The 14,034-nt window shown below is 69.2% G+C and carries 14 protein-coding genes and 3 tRNA genes; 2 read left to right on the top strand and 15 right to left on the bottom strand.

The genetic code is table 11. The features are described from left to right. Positions 1 to 18 precede the first annotated feature (18 nt). The 5 genes from RTK35_RS17175 to RTK35_RS17155 form a co-directional block, all read right to left on the bottom strand. Positions 19 to 1,122, bottom strand: a complete 1,104-nt coding sequence (locus tag RTK35_RS17175; protein WP_074968436.1) for a cyclic nucleotide-binding domain-containing protein — start codon at positions 1,120 to 1,122, stop codon at positions 19 to 21. Continuing rightward, complete coding sequence (locus tag RTK35_RS17170) at positions 1,119 to 2,093, bottom strand: 1-aminocyclopropane-1-carboxylate deaminase/D-cysteine desulfhydrase (protein WP_410478692.1); 975 nt, start codon at positions 2,091 to 2,093, stop codon at positions 1,119 to 1,121. The genes RTK35_RS17175 and RTK35_RS17170 overlap by 4 nt, the downstream gene beginning before the upstream one ends. A 62-nt stretch (positions 2,094 to 2,155) precedes the next feature. After that, entirely contained in the window at positions 2,156 to 3,526 is a 1,371-nt protein-coding gene (locus RTK35_RS17165; RefSeq protein ID WP_074968440.1) for a chromosome partitioning protein ParA, read from the bottom strand. A 210-nt stretch (positions 3,527 to 3,736) separates the two neighbouring features. Next, positions 3,737 to 4,168, bottom strand: coding sequence for a nuclear transport factor 2 family protein (locus RTK35_RS17160; RefSeq protein ID WP_044408590.1), 432 nt, complete (start codon positions 4,166 to 4,168; stop codon positions 3,737 to 3,739). Between the two features lie 65 nt (positions 4,169 to 4,233). Next, positions 4,234 to 6,264, bottom strand: a complete 2,031-nt coding sequence (locus RTK35_RS17155) for an NADPH-dependent 2,4-dienoyl-CoA reductase (RefSeq protein ID WP_044408593.1) — start codon at positions 6,262 to 6,264, stop codon at positions 4,234 to 4,236. A 205-nt stretch (positions 6,265 to 6,469) separates the two neighbouring features. Between RTK35_RS17155 and RTK35_RS17150 the strand changes: the two genes are divergently transcribed. Together RTK35_RS17150 and RTK35_RS17145 are read left to right on the top strand one after the other, a co-directional pair. After that, on the top strand, positions 6,470 to 7,540 hold the full coding sequence (locus RTK35_RS17150) for a carbon-nitrogen hydrolase family protein (protein ID WP_316908573.1): 1,071 nt from the start codon (positions 6,470 to 6,472) through the stop codon (positions 7,538 to 7,540). Continuing rightward, positions 7,537 to 8,574: an AraC family transcriptional regulator gene (locus tag RTK35_RS17145; RefSeq protein WP_316908572.1), complete on the top strand. Its 1,038-nt coding sequence runs from the start codon at positions 7,537 to 7,539 to the stop codon at positions 8,572 to 8,574. The genes RTK35_RS17150 and RTK35_RS17145 overlap by 4 nt, the downstream gene beginning before the upstream one ends. A 319-nt stretch (positions 8,575 to 8,893) precedes the next feature. Here the strand turns inward: RTK35_RS17145 and RTK35_RS17140 are convergent. The 10 genes from RTK35_RS17140 to gspG form a co-directional block, all read right to left on the bottom strand. Continuing rightward, a tRNA-Asp gene (locus RTK35_RS17140) sits at positions 8,894 to 8,970 on the bottom strand. A gap of 104 nt (positions 8,971 to 9,074) precedes the next feature. Then, positions 9,075 to 9,151 (bottom strand) — tRNA-Asp (locus RTK35_RS17135). 37 nt (positions 9,152 to 9,188) lie between these two features. Then, positions 9,189 to 9,264, bottom strand: a tRNA-Val gene (locus RTK35_RS17130). Positions 9,265 to 9,403: 139 nt separating this feature from the next. Then, the gene (locus RTK35_RS17125) at positions 9,404 to 9,925 is read right to left on the bottom strand and encodes a type II secretion system protein M (RefSeq protein WP_316908571.1); all 522 of its coding nucleotides are present in this window, start codon (positions 9,923 to 9,925) and stop codon (positions 9,404 to 9,406) included. Next, entirely contained in the window at positions 9,922 to 11,064 is a 1,143-nt protein-coding gene (gene gspL, locus RTK35_RS17120; protein WP_316908570.1) for a type II secretion system protein GspL, read from the bottom strand. The genes RTK35_RS17125 and gspL overlap by 4 nt, the downstream gene beginning before the upstream one ends. Then, on the bottom strand, positions 11,061 to 12,035 hold the full coding sequence (gspK, locus tag RTK35_RS17115) for a type II secretion system minor pseudopilin GspK (RefSeq protein ID WP_316908569.1): 975 nt from the start codon (positions 12,033 to 12,035) through the stop codon (positions 11,061 to 11,063). The genes gspL and gspK overlap by 4 nt, the downstream gene beginning before the upstream one ends. Next, positions 12,032 to 12,715, bottom strand: coding sequence for a type II secretion system minor pseudopilin GspJ (gene gspJ / locus RTK35_RS17110; RefSeq protein ID WP_044408605.1), 684 nt, complete (start codon positions 12,713 to 12,715; stop codon positions 12,032 to 12,034). Before gspJ ends, gspK begins: the two co-directional genes overlap by 4 nt. Continuing rightward, positions 12,712 to 13,101 (bottom strand): type II secretion system minor pseudopilin GspI, encoded by a 390-nt coding sequence (gene gspI, locus RTK35_RS17105; RefSeq protein ID WP_044408608.1) that lies wholly within the window; start codon positions 13,099 to 13,101, stop codon positions 12,712 to 12,714. Before gspI ends, gspJ begins: the two co-directional genes overlap by 4 nt. After that, a complete protein-coding gene (gspH, locus tag RTK35_RS17100) occupies positions 13,098 to 13,643 on the bottom strand; it encodes a type II secretion system minor pseudopilin GspH (RefSeq protein ID WP_316908568.1) in 546 nt (181 codons plus the stop codon). The genes gspI and gspH overlap by 4 nt, the downstream gene beginning before the upstream one ends. After that, complete coding sequence (gene gspG / locus RTK35_RS17095; RefSeq protein ID WP_044408614.1) at positions 13,643 to 14,029, bottom strand: type II secretion system major pseudopilin GspG; 387 nt, start codon at positions 14,027 to 14,029, stop codon at positions 13,643 to 13,645. Before gspG ends, gspH begins: the two co-directional genes overlap by 1 nt. Positions 14,030 to 14,034: the final 5 nt, after the last annotated feature.

Here is a 14,034-nt window from a genome sequence, read left to right as displayed (position 1 = left end):
GCCCGCCGCAGCGACCGGTCAGCGGCTGCGCTCGGTGCGCCCACCGGAACGGGCCAGGTAACCGGCACCGCTTTCGCACAACAGCGCATCGCGTTGCACCGCCGGCAGCGCGTCCAGGCCATCGCGCAGCGCATAGGCGCGGAACCCCAGCTGGGACAGCAGGAACACCGCACTGGCGCTGCGCTTGCCGCTGTCGCAATAGCAGAGGTAGTCCCGCGCCGGATCGAGCAGGCGCGTCTTCAGCCGCAACAGGTGCAGCGGCATGTTCAGCGCTTCGGGGGCATGGGCCCGCTCGTATTCGTCCTGCAGGCGCACATCCAGCCACTGCCCGCCTGCCGCCAGCAGCCGCGACGCCTCACCGAGGGATACCTCGTCCACCACGGGGGCACGCAGGAGGGCAAAGAAATCCTGGCGGTCCAGGCGCATCACCACGCCGTCCTCCAGCAGGGTGACGCTGGCGTTGCGCGGCCGGTCGGACAGCAGCGCCTCCTCACCGAAGCAGGCCCCTACCTCCAGCTCCGCCAGCACCTGGTGATCACTGCCGGCCCCACGGATGACCTCAGCGCGGCCCTCACGGAGGAAGTAGCAGCAATCCCCCGCTTCGCCTTCACGCAGCACCTCGCTGCCCGCCGGCAGTTCGATGCGCTGCAGCCGCCCGACCATCTGCTGGACGTTGGCCGGCGGCACCTTGCTGAACAGCGGGTTCTCCAGCAGGCGCTCCAGCCATTCGACGTCGTCGCTGTCCATCTGCAGCAACAGGTCCTGGTAGGCGGAGCGCCAGGTGATGAGGCGCGCGAGGGTGGCGCTGTCGATGGCCAGTACGCTGACCTCGGTGAGCGCCACCGCCTCCTGCAGGCGCGGCAGGCTGGGCGAGAGCGGGTGGCAGCTGGCTTCGCTGCCAGCCACCAGGCGGATTTCCGCCCCCGCGGCGTCCCGCAGCAGCAGCTCGCCGGCCAGCAGGTAATAGGTCAGCCGGGCCTGGTCGCCGCGCCGGAACAGCACCTGGCCCGCCAGCAGGGGCTGGGGCACCAGTTGCCCACGCAGCTCCCGCCACTGCTGCTCGGAAAGCGCATTGAGCGGGGTCAGGCTGCGCAGCTGATCCGGATTGAGCGGTTCGGTCATCGGTTGATTTCCAGGGCATCGGCTGAGGTGGAAGTGTAGCCAGCCAGGTGGTGCAGGCGCGTTGAAAGGGCGCGGCGCCCCTGCAGCCCACCGGTGTGCAGCAGGACGATCCGACTGCCGGCAGCAAGGTAACCGGCCTCGATCTGCTGGCGCAACGCCAGCAATGCCTTGACGGTGTAGAGCGGGTCCAGCTCGATGCCGCCCTCCGTTTCCCAGGCGAGCATGGCGCAGGCCAGCTCGGCATCGACCCGACCGAAACCGCCTCGGCTGGCGTCCAACAGGCGATAGCCGGCATCGACCGCGCCGGTTTCAACCAGCAGCGCGCGGACCTGCTCCGCCACCCCGTGGTCCGCCGGTACCGCCAGGGCACCCACCACCGGGTGGCGGCCAGCCTCGCCGAGCACCAGCCCCGCCAGGGTGGTACCGGTGCCGGCAGCGGCCCACAGCGCGTCGTAGTCGGCCCAGCCCAGCACCGGTAGTTGCCGTTGGATCATCGCCACCAACGGCGCGCAGCCGAGGGCGCCCGGCAATCCGCCGCCGCCCTCGGGCACCGGCATCAACGCGGGGTAGCGGGCCTGCCAGTCATCCCAGAAGCCCGGCGCGTGGCGAGCCCGATAGCCGCCATAGCCCAGCCAGTGCAGGGTCATGCCGAAGCGACGCAGGTCCGCGACGGTCGGGGTGTCCTGGGGGTCGCCACGCAGCAGGCCCATGGTGTCGAAGCCGAAGCGCTGGCCGGCGGCGGCCACCGCATGCAGGTGGTTGGAATGGGCCCCGCCCAGGGTCATCACCCCGCCAAAACCGTTGGCAACCGCCCGTTGAAGATGGGGCGCCAGCTTGAACCATTTGTTGCCGCTCACCAGCGGGTCGATGCGGTCGAGGCGCAGCATCGCCACCTCGACGCCTGCACGCCTCAGCCACCCCAGGCGCAAGGGTTCGAGAAGGGCTTGCGGGTTCCAGTCGGGAGGCGGCAACGGCACGGATGGGCTCGCTCGGAAAAGGCGCGGAGCTTACGGCAAGCGCCGCGCCATGGCGATCAGCCCACCGTGCGCAGGCGGGCGGTGGCCTTGTGGCGGGCGCAGCAGTTGGAGTCCCCGGCCACGAAGCGGCTGGGCGTGTCCACCCGGTCGATGGGCATGCCGCAGCGCTCGCCGCCCGGCAGGGTCGCCTCGCAGGTGGGCTGCTGGTAGTGGGCCAGCCACTGGCGGTACTGCGCCTCGGAGACGAAGCACTTGGCCGCCGCGTAGGCGTAAGGGTTGTCCTGGTAGCGGGCGATGTCCTGCAGCGGGATGGTCAGGTGGCCGGCGCCCGGGTGATAGACCACGAACACCACGCCCAGGCGGGCCAGGCGCTCGAGGATCTGGTCACCGCCCTGGTTCACCAGCTGCTCGCGCTCCTGCTTGAGGCGGTCGATCTCCTGCTGCAGCTGGGTGTCCAGCTCGTTGCGGTAGGCCAGCTCGACGTCACGGATGGCCAGCTGCTCCTTGTAGTCCATGACGGCGGCGGCCACCTTGGCCTGCAGCTCGCCCTCGAACTGGGAACGGAGGATGTCCACTTCGGTGCGCCCATGGCGCTCCAATGCGCGCAGTTGCTGGCTCATCTCCTCGCGGGATTTCTGGAAGCCCTCGGCCTGGACCTGCAGCTGGCGCTTGAGGTCGGCGTTCATGTCCTGCTGCTGGCGCAGTTCCAGCTGCAGGGAGTCGATGGTCTGCTGCAGCTCGCGCGCTTTCTCTTCGGCGGCCAGGCGGTACTTGGCCAGGGCCTCTTCGTTCTGCTGGCCGAGGCTGGCGATGCGCAGGCGCTGCTGCTTGATCAGCTGGGCCGTCTTCAGGCGGTGCTCCTGCTCCAGCTGCTGCGCCAGCTTCTCGGCCATTTCGGCGGCGGCATCCGGCGGTGCGTACCACTTGTCCTCCGGCGCCATCTGCAGGCGCTGGGGCTCGACCACCTGGGGTGCGTCCTCCTCCACCATCAGGCCCAGGGCATTGCGGCGCACGGTGTCGCGCACCAGGGCCAGGTCGTTCTGGCCGGGGGCGAGGTTCGGGTCCCACATGTGCATCTGGTGCCAGGAAACCGGGCACTGGCTGCGGCAGGCGAGGCGGATGGGGCCGGCGCCCAGGTCGGGGCCGCGCCCGGCGCGTTCGGCCAGGTGGCGCAGGGGCATGTTCCAGCCGGTGTCGGCCTGCCCCTTCTCGTCGAAGTCGAGGTAGAAGAAGACCAGCGAGCGGACCATCAGGCGCGGGTTGATCAGGACGTAGACCAGGCGCATCTGCTGGTCGGCGAACTCGGGCATGTTCACCACGCCGTCGAGCATCGCTTCGAATTCGGGGAAGAGCATTTCCTTGCAGATGCCCCGTTCATTGAAGAACAGCACGGCCTCAACCATCTGCGGCTTGTTCTGCATGCTCATCGGGTTTACCTCTGGCCAACGCGGTGAGTCCCGGAGGGGACGGGCGACTTCCTTGTCGGTAAAACGGGGCCTTTATGACAGGCGCACCGGCTGATTGTCGGAGTCTAGGGTAAAAGCCGAGGCGGGCAATGTGACTGGGTTGGCACTCGCCCGGCCCCTGGCGGGAGGCGGACGAAGTGCACGGCCGTTTTGTGATGGGGTTGGAGAGTTTCAGCCTTTCATGGCGGCGAGATAGGGTGCCAGGCGCCGCCCCATCTCCTCGCCGAGGGCCGCGAGGCCGCTCATCGGGCGCACCATCACCTCGAATTCGCGGATCAGCCCCTGCTCGTCGAAGCGGATCATGTCGATGCCCTTGAGGTCGCGCCCGCCCACCCGCGCACTGAACTCCAGCACCACGTTGAGGCCATCGTCACTGGCCAGTTCGCGGTGGTAGGCGAAGTCCTGGAACACCTGCAGCACGGTATTGAGGATGAGGTTGACCGCCTGCGCGCCCGGGTAGGGCGTGTGGGCCATGGGCGAGCGGAACACCGCCTCGGGGTGCAGCAGCTCGGGCAGGCGGCTGAGGTCCTGGCTGGCGATGAACTGGTGCCAGCGCTGCAGGCTGGCGGCCGCAGCAGGGTTGAGTCGGGCGTCGAGGGACATCGGCTTCTCCTTGTTTTTATCAGCCTATAAAGAGAGCGCCCCGCACGAGGCGGGGCGTCTGTCGATCAGAGTTCGGCGGCGAGGCGCGAACCCTGGTTGATCGCACGCTTGGCATCCAGCTCGGCGGCCACGTCAGCACCGCCCACCAGGTGCACGGACTGCCCGGCAGCCACCAGGCCCTCGTGCAGCTCGCGCAGCGGGTCCTGGCCGGCGCAGACGATGACGGTGTCCACCGGCAGCACCTGGGGTTCGCCCTCGGCCACGCGGATGTGCAGGCCGGCGTCGTCGACCTTGAGGTACTCCACCGAGTTGAGCATCTGCACCTGCTTGTTCTTCAGGCCGGTGCGGTGGATCCAGCCGGTGGTCTTGCCGAGGCCGTCGCCCACCTTGGATTTCTTGCGCTGCAGCAGGAACACCTGGCGGGCCGCCGCGTGGGGCTGCGGCTTGACGCCGGCGATGCCGCCACGGGCTTCCAGCGCGCCGTCGATGCCCCACTCCTTCCAGAACGCCTCGCGGTCCAGGCTGGTGGAGGTGCCCTGGTGGGTGATGAACTCGGAGACGTCGAAGCCGATGCCGCCGGCGCCGATCACCGCCACGGTCTGCCCCACCGGCTTGCGCTCGAGGATGGCGTCCAGGTAGCCGATCACCTTCGGATGGTCGATGCCCGGAATAGCCGGGGTGCGCGGGGCGATGCCGGTGGCCAGGATGATCTCGTCGAAGCCGCCCTTGACCAGGTCCTCGACACTGACGCGGGTGTTCAGGCGCAGGTCGACGCCGGTGGTTTCCAGCTTGCGCTTGAAGTAACGCAGGGTCTCGTAGAACTCCTCCTTGCCCGGCACGCGCTTGGCCACGTTGAACTGGCCACCGATCTCGGCGGCCGCGTCGAACAGGGTCACGCTGTGGCCGCGCTCGGCGGCGACGGTGGCACTGGCCAGGCCCGCCGGGCCGGCGCCGACCACGGCGATCTTCTTCACCTGGGTGGTGGGGATGTAGTTCAGTTCGGTTTCGTGGCAGGCACGCGGGTTCACCAGGCAGCTGGTCAGCTTGCCGCCGAAGGTGTGGTCCAGGCAGGCCTGGTTGCAGCCGATGCAGGTGTTGATCTCGTCGCTGCGGCCTTCGGCGGCCTTGTTGACGAAGTCCGGGTCGGCGAGGAACGGACGGGCCATGGACACCATGTCGGCGTCGCCTTCGGCCAGCACCTGCTCGGCCACTTCCGGGGTGTTGATGCGGTTGGTGGTGATCAGCGGGATCTTCACCTCGCCCCGGAGCTTGGCGGTGACCTTGGTGAAGGCCGCGCGCGGCACCTTGGTGGCGATGGTGGGGATGCGCGCCTCGTGCCAGCCGATGCCGGTGTTGATGAGGGTGGCACCGGCGGCCTCGATGGCCTTGGCCAGGGTGACGATCTCGTCCCAGGTGCTGCCGCCTTCCACCAGGTCCAGCATGGACAGGCGGTAGATGATGATGAAGTTCGGGCCCACGGCCTCGCGCACGCGGCGGACGATCTCCACCGGCAGGCGCATGCGGTTCTCGTAGCTGCCACCCCAGCGGTCGGTGCGCTGGTTGGTGTGGGCGGCGAGGAACTGGTTGATGAAATAGCCTTCGGAGCCCATGACCTCGACGCCGTCGTACTCGGCCTTCTGCGCCAGCACGGAACAGTTCACGAAGTCCTGGATCTGCTTCTCGATGCCCGCCTCATCCAGCTCGTGGGGCTTGAAGGGGTTGATCGGCGCCTGGATGGCGGACGGCGCGACCGACTTGGGGCTGTAGGCGTAGCGGCCGGCGTGGAGGATCTGCATGCAGATCTTGCCGCCCGCCTCGTGCACGGCGCGGGTGACGATGCGGTGCTTCTCGGCCTCTTCTTCGGTGGTCAGCTTGGCCGCACCGGAGTAGACACCGCCCTCCTCGTTCGGGCCGATGCCGCCGGTCACCATCAGGCCGACGCCGCCACGGGCGCGCTCGGCGAAATAGGCGGCCATGCGCTCGAAGCCGTTGGGCTTCTCCTCCAGGCCGGTGTGCATCGACCCCATCAGGGTGCGGTTGCGCAGGGTGGTGAAGCCCAGGTCGAGGGGCGCGAGCAGGTGCGGGTAAGCGGCCATGGGGTGGTATCTCCAGCAGGCTTTTTCTCTCACGGGTGCCACGGCCTCGCGGGCCATGGTCGGTTATGGGCCAGACGATAGTCAGCGATACGAGGCCGCTCAATGATCGAAAGTGACAACTTACTGATCCAAACGCACAGCCGCCCTTGGCAAGCCGGGCCCGCTCCCCTACCCTGGCCGGCACCTTCACGATGACCGAGCCGACATGCGCAAACTGCTCTACACCTTCGCCTGTGCCCTGCTGGCCGGCCTGCTGGTGGCCTACTCGCTGTGGACCGACCAGCGCCCGGTCGGCCACTACCTGTCGGACCTGCGCAGCGAAGTGGCGGCCAACCAGGGCCAGCCCGGCGAGCGCGGCAACCTGCTGGGCATCCAGCCCGAACTCTTCGCCGCCGACTACCAGAGCGTGGAGCGCCTGCGCCTGAAGCTGGCCGCCTACCTGGGCAAGGCCCGTGACCAGGGCCTGCTCAATGCGCGCACCATCGTCGTGCTGCCCGAACACGTCGGCACCTGGCTGGTGGCTGCCGGCGAGAAACCCCAGGTCTACGAGGCCCACCACCTCGACGAGGCGATGCTCTGGCTGGCCGCCGCCAACCCCCTGCGCCTGGCCCGCGCCCTGGCCAGCGGCCACGGCGACGATCGCTTCACCGACGCGGTCTTCCGCATGAAGGCCCGGCGCATGGCCGACGACTACCAGGCGCTGTTCGGCGGCCTGGCCAGGGATTTCGGCGTGACCCTGGTGGCCGGCTCCATCCTGCTGCCCGCCCCCCGGGTCGAAGGCGGCACCCTGCTGGCCAGCGACGGCCCGCTGTACAACGTCAGCCTGGTCTTCGACGCCCACGGCCTGCCCATCGGCCAGCCGCAGCCCAAGCTGCATCCGGACCACCACGAGCGCGCCTACACACAGGCCGGCACGATCACCGGGCTGAGCGCTCTGGATACTCCCGCCGGCCGCCTGGGCGTCCTTCTCGGCGAGGATGGCCGCAGCCCCGAAGGCCGGCAGGCCCTCGCGGAACAGGGTGCGGAGCTGCTGGCCTACCCGGCCTTCGCCCCCGGCAACGGCAGCTGGGAGCGTCCACTGGCCGGCGGCGCGCACGCCCTGGATCTCTGGCGTGAACAGCTGCACGCCTCCCAAGCCCGCGCAGCGCTGGCGGTGTTCCTGCGTGGCCAGCTGTGGGACCTGGGCAGCGATGGCCGCAGCCTGGCAGGCAGCGCCACGGACACGGCGGTGGCCGATGCCGGGCGCGGCGCCAAGCTGGTGAACATCTGGCTATGAAGGCGCCCCGGGTCAAGCTGGGGGACCTGTCCGTCGGCTTCGTGCAGAACCTGGCGGAAACCCTGCGCGCCCACGGCCATGACCCGGTGCCGCTGCTGGACCAGTACGGCCTGGACGCCGCGCGCCTGGCCGAACCACGGGGCCGGCTGTCCATCCCCCGCTACATGCGCCTGGGCCACGCCGCCAGCCAGCTGCTGGACGAACCCGCCCTGGGCCTGGCCATGGGCCGCCTGGGGCGCTTCAGCCAGTTGGGCCTGGCCGGCGTCACCGCCGAACAGGCGCCGAACGTGCGCGAGGCGGCCCGCGCTCTGACCCGCTTCGAGCCGCTCTACGCCCAGAACTACCGGGGCCAGTCGAGCTTCCACGAGGACGCCAGCGGGGCCTGGCTGCGCTTCTATTCCATCAGCCCGTACAACGTCTACAACCGCTTCGTGGTGGACTCGGTGCTGGCCAGCTGGGCCTGCCAGCTCGGCCATCTCGCCGACCAGGCGCTGCAGCCGGAACGGGTCGAGATCGAGTTCCCCGCCCCGACGTACGCCGAGCGCTACGGCGAGCTGTTCGGCTGCCCGGTGGAGTTCGGCGCCGCCACCAACCAGCTGCGCCTGTCACGGGCCACCCTGGCCCTGCGCAACCCGGCCCACTGCCCCAGCACCTGGCGCCAGTTGCTGGAACTGTGCGAGCGCGAGCTGGAGCACATGACCCGCACCCGCAGCCTGCGCGAGCGCATCGCACAGCTGCTCGGCCCCCTGCTCCACGGCCGCGAGCCCGACCTGGAAGAGGTCGCGGCGCGCCTGCAACTGCCGACCTGGACCCTGCGCCGCAAGCTCGCCGAGGAAGGCACGCAGTTCCGCAGCATCCTCAACGACACCCGCCGCGACCTGGCCATGGCCTACATCCGCGACACCGAGCTGGCCTTCGGTGAGATCGCCTACCTGCTGGGCTTCGCCTCGGCCGAGGCCTTCCAGCGCGCGTTCAAGCGCTGGAGCGGCAGCACTCCCGGCGAATTCCGCCGCGCCCAGCGCCAGGTCGGCTGATCACAGTTCGGTGGCGTCGTCGGCGGGCTCGGGCATGTCGCGCTCGCGGGCATGCAGGTCGAGCAGTTCTTCCTGGTAATCATCCATCTCAGTTCCCTCCCTGGGCGGCCTTGTCCAGGCCCCTCTGGGAAGTAACGAATCGGCTGAAGCGAAATCCAGGAATCCCCCCCATGCAGCGTGCACCATGGCCCTAGGGCTGTGCAGCGGCTCTGGAAGGAAGGAAGGGAGCCCAGGCCAACCGGCCAGGACCTCGGCAGGCCTATGCAAAGGCAGGCAAAGAAAAAGCCCCCAGGTATCGCTACCTGAGGGCTTTCGTATATGGCGCAGCGGACGGGACTCGAACCCGCGACCCCCGGCGTGACAGGCCGGTATTCTAACCGACTGAACTACCGCTGCGCGTCGGTTTGGACTTGCGTCCGGTGGAGCTTTGCTTTGGAGCGTCTGGCGCTTGCCTTTCGGCCTTCGCCTCATCCCGGGCAGGACCCTTGATGGAAGATAAATGGCGCAGCGGACGGGACTCGAACCCGCGACCCCCGGCGTGACAGGCCGGTATTCTAACCGACTGAACTACCGCTGCGCGTCGGCCGGACTTTCGTCCGAAGTATCACAAGGAGTGGTGGGTGATGACGGGATCGAACCGCCGACCCTCTGCTTGTAAGGCAGATGCTCTCCCGGCTGAGCTAATCACCCATCGCCTTGCGAGGCGCGCAATTTACGCAGAGGGCTCACCTAAGTCAACACCCTGCTTGAAGTTTTTTTCATCGAGGGGATTTTTCGAGGGACTGAAGGGACGTCTTCGCCGCGTCCCTTTTCCCGCTCGACCGATGACTCAGCCGCCGACCCGCAGGGTCAGCCGGGCGGCAACGCGTCCTTCTTCCGCACGATCGAGTCCGGCTTCCTCGATGCGCACGCCCTGGGCCTCCAGCGCCACGAACCAGCGCAGCAGCTGGGGGAAGGCGGTGGGCTGCAGGCTGACCTGCACCTGGCCGGGTGCATCGCTGTCCATGCGCTCCACCGAAAGGCCCTGCTCTGCGGCACTGGCGGTGACCAGCCCCTGCAGGCGCTCGGGCTCGACACTGGCCTGGGGCCGCTCGACGCCGGCCCGCGCCTGGGGCGCCTGGGCCTGCATGTAGAGGTTCAGCGCGCGCTGCTGCTCGAAATACCGGCGCGCCTCAAGCATCCCGTTGTGGGCAGGACGCCAGAGGGCCAGGTACAGCAGCGCCAGCGCCAGGAAACCACCCAGCGCCGCCAGTGCCAGCCGGTCGCGGGGTGGCAGGGCTTGCCAGCGGGTCGCGGCGCTGGAAGCCTGCCAGTGGGTCTGCAAACGATCCCTGAGAGTGACCATGCTCATCCTCCGATCACCAGTCGCGCGCTCACGCTGTCACCTTCCCGGCTGGCAGAGCCCATCTGCACGGCCAGCCCGGCGCCGATCAGGCGCTCGCGCAGCCGCTCCAGTGCGTCGAACCCGGGGGCCTGCACCTGCAGGGCCAGGTCACCACGGGTTTCGCTGAAATCCAGTTGCTGGATGCGCACCACGGCGCCGTCCTCCAGCAAGGCCCCGGAGGCCTGCCCGAGGGTTTCCAGCAGCTTGCCCTGCCCGGGCCGGTTGCCGTCGGCCAGGTGCTGGTCGAACTGCGCCCGGAGGTTCACCAGCCGGGTGTCCTGGGGAAACAGCTCGCGGTACAGCGCCTCGTTGGCCTGGGCATAGGCATCCCCCTGGTGCCGCAGGTGCCAGCCCTGGGCCAGGTAGAAGCCGCACTGCAGGACGGCCCACAACCCCACGAGCCCCAGTGCCGGGCGCCACAGCGCCCACTGCCGGTTGGGCTGGCGGATCTCGAAGTCGCCCTGGGCCAGTTCGGTGCCCCGCCAGCGGGCCAGGTCGACGTGGCTGTCCTGCACGCCCTCCCAGCGTTCAATGCCCTCCAGGCTGCGGCGGTCGGCGCTCGCCTGGCCGATCCACGGGTGCGGACAGGCCTCGCGCAGCATCGACCAGTCCTCGTCCTGCACGCTCAGGCGGGAGACGCCCTCCCCGCCCAACAGCCAGCGGCCGTCCAGCCAGAACAGCCGGGTGCCTTCCAGCGGCAGCAGGTCCGCGTCCACCTGCAGGCTGGCCGGCGAGGCGCCGCTCGCCGTCGCCAGGTCGATCCACGACGCCAACCAGGCCCGGCGCACGGCCAGGACCCGATGGCGACCGTCCTCCAGGGGCTCCCCCACGGCCAGGTGCAGGCCGTCCACGTCCTCGGCCAGCAGTTCCTCCACCGCGAACGGCAGGGCCTGGCGCAACCAGCGCGTCTTTTGCGTCGGCAGGCGCACGGCACAGGCGGTCACCGCCTCCACGGGCAGCACCAGCCGCCAGTTGTTGCCTGCGGCTGCCACGGCGTCGGCGAACGGCAGTCGCCGCACCTCGCCCCCACTGACCAGTCGTACCTCCAGGTCACCCATGACCCACTGCAGGGCCTGGGGCGGGAGGAACACGCTCGTCTGAATCATTGTTTGTCCTGCTCCTTGTTGAGGGTGAGCGGCAATCCGCCCTGTCCCAGGTCGCGCGCCAGCACCCGTACCCGACCGTCATTGCTGCGCTGCAGGGTGCTCACCAGCACCTGCCGGCGGTCGCCCAGACGGACTTCGCTGGTCACGCGGAAATATTCACTGCCCACCGCCAAGCCCTGGGCTTCGAGGCCGAGGCCCGCCAGAGCCGGCTGGCCGAGGAAGGCGTCCACCGTCTTGAACCCTTCACGGCCGCGGGCCGCCACCAGGGATTCGGCCACCGAGGGGCTGAGGGTGTCGCCCAGGCTGGAGAGCACCAGGGCGCCGGCGGTGTTGACATTGAGGGTGGCGTCGCTGGGCAGGGCGGTGACGAAGGGCAGCAGGCGACGGTAGTCGGCCTCCGTCATGCCGGCCAGCAGGCGCAGCTCGGATACGTCCGCCATCACGCGGTTGGCCGCGCGATAAGGCGGCTGGTTCAGCAGGTACTGGTTGTCCTCGGCGCCATTGGCACCAGTAGGCTCCTGGTCCTTGTCCAGCCAATCCACCAGGCGTTCGCCGTAGGGCGCCTCGATGCCCAGGCGCAGCAGCAGGCGACGGAACTGCTTGAGCCCCTGCTCGTTCACCCGCCCCTGGCGCACCACGCCATTGAGGTTGAAGCGTGGGGTGGCGTCCTCGATGCGCACCACCAGTTCACCGCCATCGTCCAGCGGGAAGCTGGTCAGGGGCCGCGCCCAGGCTTCACCCAGGTGGTCCACCGGGGTGCGCGGGTCGCCGGCGCGCAGATCACGCACCAGGATCGCCCGGGCCAGCGCCTCGCCCCCGAGGGCGTACTGCAACGCCTGGCGGGTGTGCAACTGGTTGGCACTGGAGCGAATGGCCAGTTCCTGGCGGGCGATGAGCCCGGCACAGACGACCGTCACCACGGCCACCACCAGCAGCACGGTGATCAGGGCCACGCCCCGTTGCGCTCTCACTGGGCGCCCTCCTCGGGAAGCGGTGTGTCCGAGTCGGGATCGGTGCTGTTGGGTACCGGCTTGCGCTCCGGCGGCTCGTCCACCAGCCGCAGGACACGGCGCAGCTCACCGTAGCGGCGGTGCTCCAGGGTCACTTCGACGGCCTTCGGTACTTTCTCCAGGCGCTTGCTGTCGCTTTCGCCGTCCGGCGGCCAGGTCTCCAGCCAGTTGTCGTCCTTGTCCAGGTAGCGCAGGCGCAGCCGTGTGACGCCATCCAGCGCCTCCTGGACCCGGGGCTGGCTGTCCTGGGCCTGGTCGAGCACCGTCCAGTAGCGGCGTTCGAGCTTTTCCCCGGAGAGCTGCCAGCGCACCCGCTGCAGGCCCGAGCGCAGCGCGCCCATGGGGTTGCGCCAGCCGCTGCGGGTGAATTCGACGCTGTCGTTGTCGGCGCGCTCGCCCAGCAGGGCGCTGCGCCATTCACCGTTGGGGTCACGCACCGGGCGCACCACCACCTGCTGCAGGTCACGCTCCAGTGCGGCCATGGCGCGCACCAGCTCGCGCAGTTGCTGCTCCTGCACGCGGGTGGCACGGTCGGTGGCCAGCACGCTGTCGAGCATGCGGTAGGTGCCCAGGGCCAGCAGCGCGAAGATGGCGATGGCGATCAGCAGTTCCAGCAGGGTGAAGCCACGCTGGCGGGTCATGGTGCGGTCTCGATGAAGCCGACCAGGCGAGCCGCGGCGCGCTCTTCCAGCTTGCCGCGCTCGCTGCGCTCGGGCCGCTGCGCCACCCACAGGGTGACCCGGCGCAGGGCGGGGTCGGAGGTGGCCTCCACCTGGCTCTGCCATTCCCAGCGCCGGCCGGCCATCTGCACTTCGCCCTGGTCGCGGCCTTCAGCAGGGGGCGTGCGGCTCAACTGCATCTCGGTGAGGCGGTTGTCGGCCACCCACATGGCCAGGGTCTTGTCTTCCAGGCGGGCGGCGTTGCGCAGGCTGCGGCCACTGGCGGTGAGCACCGAGGCGGCGACCACGGCGAAGATCGCCAGGGCCACCAACACTTCCAGCAGGGTGAAGCCGCGCAGCGCTTTCATCCGGCGCGCCCCCGCACGACCGGTTCGATTCGCGGCAGGCGGAAGCCGTCGCTGCTCAGTTGCAGGCGAATACCGTTCTTGCTGCGCTCGCCCATCTCCAGGCGGAACGGGCTGAGTTCGCCGCTGGAGAGAATCAGCAATTGCGGCGCCCGGGCGTTCGGGCTGCCCTTCTTCTCATCCCCATCGTTAACGCTGCCCGGCAGCACCAGGGCATCGCCTTCCAGTTCGAGCTTCATCTCCGCCCAGGCGGGCAGCACGTGGGGCTGCTTGCCCACCGGCTCCCAGCGGGCCTTGGCTTCGTCGAAGCGCAGCACCTGGTAGCGGTCGTTTTCCAGGCGCAGGCCGTACTCGCGGTTGTCCAGCACGGCCTCGTCCACCAGCACGCCGATCAGGCCGGCCAGGCGCTCGGCTTCGTTGTTCAGTTCACGCGAGGGCCCGGCAATGCCGGTGCTGAAGACTGCCAGTCCGACCAGGCAGCCGATGATCACCAGGACCACCAGCAGCTCGATCAGGGTGAAGCCCCGGGCCCCGCGCGCGCCCATCAGTTGTCCCAGTTACCGATGTCGGCATCGGCGTCGGTACCGCCTTCCTTGCCGTCGGCGCCGAAGGAATACAGGTCGTACGGGCCCTTGGTGCCCGGCGCCAGGTACTGGTAGGGGTTGCCCCACGGGTCGACCGGCAGGCGCTTGAGGTAGCCGTCCTTGTTCCAGTTCTTCGGCTGCGGGTTGCCGCTGGGCTTCTTCACCAGCGCCTCCAGGCCCTGCTGGGTGCTGGGGTAGGCGAAGTTGTCCAGCTTGTACATGTCCAGGGCAGCGCCGACGGCCTTGATGTCGCCCTTGGCGACGGTGATCTTGGCCTGGTCCGGGCGGTTCATCACCTGGGGCACCACCAGCGCGGCGAGGATGCCGAGGATGACCACCACCACCATGATTT

Source organism: Pseudomonas sp. zfem003, assembly GCF_032621675.1.
Classification (GTDB): Bacteria; Pseudomonadota; Gammaproteobacteria; order Pseudomonadales; family Pseudomonadaceae; genus Metapseudomonas; species Metapseudomonas otitidis.
The sequence above is the reverse complement of the archived record's forward strand: the minus strand, read 5'-3'. Positions and strand labels throughout refer to the sequence as shown.

What these genes read in the sequence shown, in the direction of transcription:
- RTK35_RS17175 (WP_074968436.1), bottom strand. Translation starts at nt 1,122, where the DNA reads ATGACCGAACCGCTCAATCCGGATCAGCTGCGCAGCCTGACCCCGCTC.
- RTK35_RS17165 (WP_074968440.1), bottom strand. Translation starts at nt 3,526, where the DNA reads ATGAGCATGCAGAACAAGCCGCAGATGGTTGAGGCCGTGCTGTTCTTC.
- RTK35_RS17160 (WP_044408590.1), bottom strand. Translation starts at nt 4,168, where the DNA reads ATGTCCCTCGACGCCCGACTCAACCCTGCTGCGGCCGCCAGCCTGCAG.
- RTK35_RS17155 (WP_044408593.1), bottom strand. Translation starts at nt 6,264, where the DNA reads ATGGCCGCTTACCCGCACCTGCTCGCGCCCCTCGACCTGGGCTTCACC.
- RTK35_RS17150 (WP_316908573.1), top strand. Translation starts at nt 6,470, where the DNA reads ATGCGCAAACTGCTCTACACCTTCGCCTGTGCCCTGCTGGCCGGCCTG.
- RTK35_RS17145 (WP_316908572.1), top strand. Translation starts at nt 7,537, where the DNA reads ATGAAGGCGCCCCGGGTCAAGCTGGGGGACCTGTCCGTCGGCTTCGTG.
- RTK35_RS17125 (WP_316908571.1), bottom strand. Translation starts at nt 9,925, where the DNA reads ATGAGCATGGTCACTCTCAGGGATCGTTTGCAGACCCACTGGCAGGCT.
- gspL (WP_316908570.1), bottom strand. Translation starts at nt 11,064, where the DNA reads ATGATTCAGACGAGCGTGTTCCTCCCGCCCCAGGCCCTGCAGTGGGTC.
- gspJ (WP_044408605.1), bottom strand. Translation starts at nt 12,715, where the DNA reads ATGACCCGCCAGCGTGGCTTCACCCTGCTGGAACTGCTGATCGCCATC.
- gspI (WP_044408608.1), bottom strand. Translation starts at nt 13,101, where the DNA reads ATGAAAGCGCTGCGCGGCTTCACCCTGCTGGAAGTGTTGGTGGCCCTG.
- gspH (WP_316908568.1), bottom strand. Translation starts at nt 13,643, where the DNA reads ATGGGCGCGCGCGGGGCCCGGGGCTTCACCCTGATCGAGCTGCTGGTG.
- gspG (WP_044408614.1), bottom strand. Translation starts at nt 14,029, where the DNA reads ATGGTGGTGGTGGTCATCCTCGGCATCCTCGCCGCGCTGGTGGTGCCC.